This is a genomic window from Flammeovirga sp. EKP202 (assembly GCF_014534745.1).
In the GTDB taxonomy this organism is placed as follows: Bacteria; Bacteroidota; Bacteroidia; order Cytophagales; family Flammeovirgaceae; genus Flammeovirga.
Genome location: NZ_JACVVP010000011.1, coordinates 170,543 through 177,626, shown reverse-complemented (window position 1 = coordinate 177,626; position 7,084 = coordinate 170,543). Strand labels below are relative to the sequence as shown.

5 protein-coding genes are annotated in these 7,084 nt (G+C 34.1%); 1 reads left to right on the top strand and 4 read right to left on the bottom strand.

Translation table 11 applies throughout. The features are described 5' to 3' along the window. Positions 1–351: 351 nt before the first annotated feature. On the bottom strand, positions 352–1,500 hold the full coding sequence (locus IC221_RS09370) for a glycoside hydrolase family 26 protein (RefSeq protein ID WP_188168722.1): 1,149 nt from the start codon (positions 1,498–1,500) through the stop codon (positions 352–354). 296 nt (positions 1,501–1,796) lie between these two features. On the opposite strand from IC221_RS09370, the gene IC221_RS09365 reads away from it, so the two are divergent. After that, complete coding sequence (locus IC221_RS09365; protein ID WP_188168721.1) at positions 1,797–3,098, top strand: glycoside hydrolase family 2 TIM barrel-domain containing protein; 1,302 nt, start codon at positions 1,797–1,799, stop codon at positions 3,096–3,098. Between the two features lie 70 nt (positions 3,099–3,168). Here the strand turns inward: IC221_RS09365 and IC221_RS09360 are convergent, their stop codons facing one another. The 3 genes from IC221_RS09360 to IC221_RS09350 all read right to left on the bottom strand — a co-directional run bounded on the left by IC221_RS09360 (position 3,169) and on the right by IC221_RS09350 (position 6,972). Then, positions 3,169–4,353 carry a T9SS type A sorting domain-containing protein gene (locus IC221_RS09360; protein WP_188168720.1) on the bottom strand — a complete coding sequence of 395 codons (1,185 nt, stop codon included), beginning with the start codon at positions 4,351–4,353 and terminating at the stop codon, positions 3,169–3,171. A 266-nt stretch (positions 4,354–4,619) separates the two neighbouring features. Further along, positions 4,620–5,912 carry a glycoside hydrolase family 26 protein gene (locus tag IC221_RS09355; RefSeq protein ID WP_188168719.1) on the bottom strand — a complete coding sequence of 431 codons (1,293 nt, stop codon included), beginning with the start codon at positions 5,910–5,912 and terminating at the stop codon, positions 4,620–4,622. Positions 5,913–6,003: 91 nt separating this feature from the next. Continuing rightward, on the bottom strand, positions 6,004–6,972 hold the full coding sequence (locus IC221_RS09350; protein WP_188168718.1) for a PKD domain-containing protein: 969 nt from the start codon (positions 6,970–6,972) through the stop codon (positions 6,004–6,006). Positions 6,973–7,084: the final 112 nt, after the last annotated feature.

Genomic DNA, 7,084 nt, shown 5'->3' with positions numbered 1-7,084 from the left:
CTTCACCATAATGTCAAGAAAATAAGAATATTGAAGCATGGTAGAAGAGCTAAAAGTTTCTTCAAATATGGGTTAGAATATATCTCTGATAAGTTACTAAATCCAGTGGATATAGATCAAAATTTTCTAACTACACGTTTTTTGTCATGTACTTAGAGAATTAGTATTAAATAATTTTGTCTTGGTACTTATGCTCCTAAAATAAAAGACACACAAAGGACATTAACCCCTCATGTGTCTTATGGAAAATCTGTTTGTTAGTCTTTGCAAGAAGACTATGAACCGATAAGCATTACACTACTTAAAATGAATTACCTGTGATTTTATAAACTTTATTGAATCTATTATTTACTACCGTACAGTGTATTTTTTGTATAAATCTTCAGAAGACATGATATATCTTTTGTCTTGAAGTTTTGCTTCCCATTTTTTCTTGAGATTCTTATTGACTTGTAATCGAGCGTCAACTAATTTGAATGTTGGATTATCAAACCACATGGGGTGCGATTTCCAGTTACAGTTGATGTATGAAAATGCTTTTACAACATCATCGTTTTTCTCAATCGTATCAAAGAAAGGAACAAACCATTCGTTCCATGCCAATTGAGCCTCGTCCTCATTATTTAAGTCCATTGGTAGTGTTTGATTATCAAACTTCATATAAGGACCTGAGACAGTGGGTGAAGCCTCTGCAATAAATACAGGCTTACCTTTTGCTCTTGCAAATTCAATCATTTCTTGCTCTCGCCATCTTGCAAAAAATGAAAAACCACACCAATCCACATATTCATCGCCAGGATACCAATCTTCCAATTGACCAGGAGTAGAAACAAATCCAGTGGACTGCCAAACGTAAGCCACGTTTTCAACCTTCTCTTTGTCTAAAACATCTTTTACTCTTCTATAGGCCTTTAGATAATCTTCTCTATTGTAATGGTTCCATAAGTGACCATCAAACTCGTATCCTACTCTTAAAAATACAGGACGAGGAGCAATGGACTTAATAAATTTACCTAATTCAATAATCATCTCATCATGTTCACCATTCGCAACTTTTGTTTCATGGTTTACCATTCCTAGACCAATGGCCAACATCATATTGTCATAATCAGAATCAGCTAACTGAAGACTCGCATTATAGACACTATCACCCCAGTTGTCGGAACTATAAATACCATCTAATCCTTTATGTACAAATCCAAATGTGGTATCCCCAGGCGTTAAGAAAGAGTAAGAAGTAAATCCAGCAGGACGCTCCTTGAAATGATCTAAATACCCATCGTTATATTCCTCTAACCCACCAAGGGCTGAAATTTCTTGTCCAATAAAAACCAATACTTTCCCATCTTCGGGTTCATATTTTGCTAAAGGTCTATCCACTTTTGCCGATATAGTAGGAGAAGCAACAGCACTTTTAATAAACGTTTTATCAGTTGTCTGTTCTACACACCCTATTAAACCTAAAGCAAAAGAGACAGCTATAAAATAAACTGTTCTCATTATCATACTTGTAAAAAATTAAAGGATGACCAATCCAAAAAATTTACTCTGATTAAAGTAAATAGTCTGCAATATTCTTTCTTTTCGTTGAGTAAATGATCAATGATTTTGAAAGACAAAACTGTTGTTCAATTACCTATTTCAAAGGTCCTGATTTTTTTTAATATGTAGACTACTACAACTACTCTCGACACTACTTCACAACTACTTCAAACCGCCTTTTTGATATCAAAATCAGCATTTTATAAATGAATAAAAGTACTTTTGTTTATCAACAAACATAATTACGATTAGAAATGAAATGTAAATTAAAATCACTCCTCTTTTTGTTACTTCTCCTACCTTATATTAGCCCTGCTCAAAGCAATGAGAGGTTGAAGTTATTCAATGAAGAACACTTCTTTATTAAAGGTGTAGGCATTGACAACAATGTAGGTCTTACTAAGTTTAAACTCTTGGCTCAATCTGGTGCGAATGCGTTTAGAACTTGGAGTACACAAAATGCTGAAGCAAAATTTGACTCTGCCAAAAAGTATAATCTCAAAGTCGCTTTAGGAATTGCTGTTGAACAAGAATTGCATGGGTTTGATTATAATGACAAAGAAGCTGTAAAAAAGCAATTGGAAGAAATCAAAGCTCAAGTACTAAAGTATAAGGACCAACCCGAATTAATGTGTTGGGTTGTGGGAAATGAATTAAACCTTCTTTTTGACGAACAAGGACAACTTGCACTAGTAAACCCCAAAGTTTATGATGCGTTGGAAGAGATCATTCAATTTATCCATAGTGTTGACCCTATTCACCCTGTAACGACAACATTTGCCGGCATTACGAAGGAACATGTCGTTCGAGCATTAAAAAGAACTCCAAGCTTGGATATCATCTCATTTCAAGTTTATGGAGACTTATTGGTTTTACCTCAACGTGTGAAAAAACTTCACTTGAAAATTCCTTATATGGTCACTGAATATGGGGCAGTTGGACATTGGGAAAGGCCTATCACACCTTGGAACAGAGAGGTGGAAGAAACTTCATTTGAAAAAGGAGAAGGTCTTGCAGACCGAATTCAAAAAGGCATGGTTAAGAATCAAGACCCGTTATTTCTAGGTTCTTTTGCTTTTTATTGGGGGCAAAAACAAGAGAGAACACCTACATGGTATGGTCTTTTTACTGTATCAGGAGAAAGTGATGCTCGCATTGATGAACTTACCAAATATTGGTCTGGAAAGTACCCCGAAAATAGAGCTCCTTCCGTAAAAAACATACAATTAAATGGAAAAAAGGCTAGCGACTTTATTGTTGTAAAGGATGAAAAAATACTGACTGCAAATATTGACCTATCAGTGCCAAAGACAGACAATTTAAGTTTTCATTGGGAATTAATGGAAGAAGTGAAAGTTAAAAGTCAAGGGGGTGCTTTTGAACAAACTCCTCCAAAAATAAACCTCCAAATCATTGAGAATAAAGAAATGCAAATTACCTTCAAAACACCTTATAAGGAAGGAGATTACAGACTTTTTGTTTATGTGTATGATGGAAAAGGAAAAGTAGGTACAGCCAATATTCCTTTTTATGTCGGAGACTTGAAAGATATGTAATAAAACATCCCCTATCCATAAGAATATGTATAGGGGATCTGTATATATTAAGTGCTGTAAAAAAGTTAGATTATTGCTTTACGAATTTTGAAGATTGGCCATCAATGGATAGGATATAGATTCCTTTATCTAAATCCGCAACATCGACTGAAGTTTTGGATATAAATGACTTCGACTTGACTTCAATCCCATTAATAGAATGTATTTTTAAAACTACTTCTCCTTCTGAAGGATAGGATACATTTAGTACAGAAGTTACTGGATTAGGAAAAGTAGAAAAAGTTATATTTTCTTCAACTGCAGTATTACGAGTTCTTGCATTTGAACCTACATAGTAATATGGAGTTCTATGATGGTTACCATGGTTATCGCTATAAATCATATAATACTTATAAGCAGGTGTGTAAGGGTAATCCGTATACTTTACAACATTCGGTACTTTGCTAATCTGATAAAATCCTATAGTACCACCGTAATTGGGTGAAGCAAAACAAATCTGCACTGTACCCTCTCTGTCTGTATTATTCTCAGTGAATTTAAAAGAGGTGTTAGAATAAAACTTTGAGATGACTACATTATCAGGATCTTCAAATGGTGGTCTAAGTTTTAGCTTGTGAACTTTCACAAATTTTTCACCACAAGCATTGATGGCTTCGGATTCAAATTGAAGTTCAACATCTTTTAATGAACTATTAAAATTTGTATTTAATATTAATTCATCTCTGTAGACTGTTAGATGTGGTGATAAAGATTTAAACTTAAAAGACGTCACTGCTGATGGTGAAAAACTTCTATATTTCACTTTAACTCTGTCATTTTTGTAAGTCAGCATACTGTTTAACTCACTTTGATTTGTGATATAGACATTGAGGTTGTAGTTAATTGTAGTACGTTTAAGGTTGATTTCATCTTTACCATTACCACTGTATGAAACCTCAATTCTAACGGGTTTTGTACTTGTTACATAAGGAAATTGTAAAAGAACCTTCGAAGAAGTATCATTATACTTATTGATAGGTGTTTCACTTATTAACTTCTCTGAATAAGAATCTAATTCATAAATTCTTGCATAATAAACGCTAGTATTCGGCTTGTTAAACTTTAAGTAAATGGAGCTTCCAACTTGAATTTCACCCTTACAGTTTAATTCAGAAATAGTAAAGTTTCCTTTGTCAGAATTAGCAGTGTTTGCTTTTGAGGAATTCACACCCAGCACAAGTGTAAAAAAAATAATTAGTAATGTTAGCTGTTTCATTTTTTATTTAATTTAGTTGTTAGCACTTAACATATATATTTATAATAAATCGCTTTATTTCTGTTTAATTGGAGCTAATTTGGAGCCCAGGTACTAAGAGTGAATTTTCTATATTTAAAGTTGAGTTAAATAGTAGTTTACAGGGCATTGATAGACGTACTTTATCTAATCATTCACCATCAGAAAGGCTCCAAAAAAACTCTGAACACTAATCGCATTTTAAGAGAGGACCTAAAAAGATGAAGTCCTCTTAATTTTCACACTCATTATTTCTTAGTGTGCAATACTTTTTTGATGATTTGATTTCCTTTATCATCATACATGATTATTGAATATAAACCTGAATCTAGTGGTAAATCTATTGTTTGGGAGTGCTTTACCATTTGTATTTCTTCAACAATTTTACCGGATCCTATTTCGATAATCATTAATTTTGAAATAAAAATAGATTCCAATAATTCTATCCTTAAACCAGCATTACTAGAATAAACTTTGACTTTACTTTCCAATTGTTCATCTTCTAAAGCAGTAATTGTTGCAAAACAATCTTCTTCTGTTGAAAAAGGATAACCAATAGAATTAAACAAATCACTTGTACTTTTCAACCAAGTACCATCATCGATTGCAGTCTTCCAATTTTCGGTAACTACAGCATTAGTCTGTATTCTTGAATCTCCCCAATTGATATCACTATCTCTCCACATGGGTTGTGCGTTCCAGTCTACATTGATATAGGCTAACGCTTTTATCGATTCATTATTATTGATAAGATCGAATAAAGGTTGAAACCAAATTGACCATACATTTTCAGTCGTAGCTTCCAGATCATATCCCATAGGAGTGGCTTCAGCTATCATTACAGGCTTACCTTTTTGTTTTGCAAAGCTAATTAAAGATGCTCCCGCTCCTCTTCCAAAATAAGAAAATGCCATCCAATCTACATACTCATCGCCTGGGTAATAGGCATTTAAAATATTTGCGGCATGTACGCCATCTGATTGCCATACAAAATCGCAATTTAAAACTCTTTCTTCGTCAAACACATCTACAATATGTTGGTACATCTTCACGTAATTTGATGGATTGTAATTATTATGGGGACCATCAAATTCATACCCTATTCTCAAATACACTGGGCGATTAGTGTTTTTAATCCAATTCGCTAATCTTCTGATATTATAATCTCTTGTTCCCTCAATTACAGCCGTTTCTTGCCCTACCAAAAATAAGCCTAAAGCAATTGTTGAGTTTGTAAAATTGCTATCATCAATATATTGTTGCGCATTCACATCACCTGCACCATAGTTGGCTTTACTCATTAAGCCCTGTAGGTTCACAATGTTTGTATAAGAAGTAACACCTGCTGGATAATATTCAAAAGCATCAACATATCCATCCGTATAATTTGATAACCCACCAACAGCACCTAGGTCCTGCCCTACAATTAGTAATTTTTCTCCATCAGAAGGAACAAATTTGGCATTTCCACCAAAACATGCTGACCTTTCTTGGGCGTATAACTGATGAGTTAATAAAAAAATAAATAAAAAATATCTCATGGAGTATTGATTAAAAAGTTACAAAAGGGAGGTACTCCTCTAAGAGAAATACCCCCTCCTCACATTTTTTTAAGAATGCTAAATATTAGAATTACTCAGCTGCTGGAGCTGGCTCTTCTTCTACAACATCTTCTTGAACGAACTTTAAGTAACGGTAGTTCATACCATTTTCTGGTTCGTTTTTATTAAGTACATTCAAGTATCTAACGTATAATTCTGTTTCTGTAAGAGATACAATCTCATATTTCGAATTAACAACACCATCTACTGTTTGCTTATAACCAAGGAATCCTCCATCCATGATTTGAAGAAACATTGTACCATCCTCCTCAATAATAGATACAGAGTAAGAGTCTTCACCCTCATAAACTGATTCAAAATCAATGTAAGCTTCTGCTGTAATATCTTCTTGCCAGTTATTGATTTGATGTGTTGCTTGTACTTCCATTACATTAGGGAAGAGACCAAAAGTAAAACGAGACTTAAGTGCTTCAGGCATAGAAATACCTTCACCGTTGTTACCACCCCAGTGGTTGTATTGTGAACCCCACCAAATTACGTTTTGATCAGGATTCCAATCACCATGCTCAGGACCAGGACCTACTTGGAAAGCACCTGGAGCAATAGAGAATTTCCATGTCTTTCCTAGACCAGGACCTCCGTCTTGACAACCGCCTGTCAATAATTGGTAGTAATTATTATTACAAATTACTTCTGACTCAGCATCAGTTACAGTTAATGTACCTGTTACTTCAGAAACACCTTGAGCTGAAGTTAATACTACACTTACAGTGAACTCACTATTCCATAAGTAAGTATGTGAAGCTTTTGGACCTTCAGCATTAACAGTGTTACCATCTCCAAAAGAGAATGCATAAGATAAAACTCCTGTTGCCTCTTCAACTTCAACAGTCACTTTTGAGTTATCATCTGAATCCTGAGTTATTTTAAGGACAGCTGTAGGAACATCTACAGTAGTTGAATCATCATCAGAACATGATCCGAAAGCAAGGGCAATTAAACCTAAAATTAATAATTTTAATAAATCGAATTTTCTCATTTCATTAAATTTTATGAATGTAAAAAGAATAGTGTGTCTCTATTGAGAGCGTTAAAAAATAGGCAGTAAGGTGCCAGCTTGGTAAAAAACTACCAACGAAAGAAAGAAATAT

What these genes read in the sequence shown, in the direction of transcription:
- IC221_RS09365 (WP_188168721.1), top strand. Translation starts at nt 1,797, where the DNA reads ATGAAATGTAAATTAAAATCACTCCTCTTTTTGTTACTTCTCCTACCT.
- IC221_RS09370 (WP_188168722.1), bottom strand. Translation starts at nt 1,500, where the DNA reads ATGAGAACAGTTTATTTTATAGCTGTCTCTTTTGCTTTAGGTTTAATA.
- IC221_RS09360 (WP_188168720.1), bottom strand. Translation starts at nt 4,353, where the DNA reads ATGAAACAGCTAACATTACTAATTATTTTTTTTACACTTGTGCTGGGT.
- IC221_RS09350 (WP_188168718.1), bottom strand. Translation starts at nt 6,972, where the DNA reads ATGAGAAAATTCGATTTATTAAAATTATTAATTTTAGGTTTAATTGCC.
- IC221_RS09355 (WP_188168719.1), bottom strand. Translation starts at nt 5,912, where the DNA reads ATGAGATATTTTTTATTTATTTTTTTATTAACTCATCAGTTATACGCC.